General features: G+C 59.3%; 1 protein-coding gene. It reads right to left on the reverse strand.

Annotated features, from left to right (window positions below):
- Positions 1-777 (reverse strand): ABC transporter permease (locus WH91_RS20815; RefSeq protein ID WP_428040682.1); only part of this gene is annotated, 777 nt, incomplete at its 3' end.
- Positions 778-830 lie beyond the last annotated feature (53 nt).

The following is an 830-nucleotide window of genomic DNA, read 5'->3' on the forward strand; positions in this document are numbered from 1 at the left end:
GCCTTGGATGCACAGTGGATGTGGGTACGCTCCAAAGCGTCTTGCCCTTGCCAGCCATATCGTCATCATCGCGCTCAACAACCAGGGCACCACCATCACCATACCACGCCGCCACGACCTTATAGACATCGCCACGGCGGCGGGCGCATCCGTGCGTGGCTGCGGCATGGGGCCAGCGGCGCTGCGCGTGGCGGGGGTGGCGTAGGCGCTGGCGGACATGGTAAAAGCGAGCAACATCGAGCTGACGATGCCCGGAACGGTCAGCGGCACGACGATATGGCGAAGTACAGATATCCGCGACGCCCCTAAAATCTGCGCAGATTTTTCAAGGCTCGGGTCAACGCCCTGAAGGCTGGTCAACAGCGACAGGATGCCGAATGGCAAGATCACGTGGGTCAGCCCGACGACGACGCCAAACATGTTTTTGGCCAGGGGCAGGGGCTCGGAAATAAGCCCAAGCCACATCAATCCACTATTTATAAAACCTTGATCTTCCAGAATGTTGAGCCAGCCATAGGTCCGCAACACCACGCCAGCGAGCTCTGGGGCAATAGCCAGCGCAAAGACCACCGCCCGCCAACGGGAGCGTGACCGCGCCAGAAAGTAGGCCACGGGATAGGCCATCACCGTGACGCAGATCGCTACCAATCCCGACATGAGCACTGTTCTGCCCAAACCCGCCAAGGTGAAGTCGTCTGTAAAAAAGCGCTCATAGTTGGCGAGGGTGGCCGTCGAGGCTCCCTCTGGATGGAAGCTGAGCCCCACCATCATGCCCATTGGAATGGCAAAAAACACCAGCAACAAAATGGATGGGGGCAGGAGGGGAATGT

It is taken from the genome of Devosia psychrophila (genome assembly GCF_000971275.1).
In the GTDB taxonomy this organism is placed as follows: Bacteria; Pseudomonadota; Alphaproteobacteria; order Rhizobiales; family Devosiaceae; genus Devosia; species Devosia psychrophila.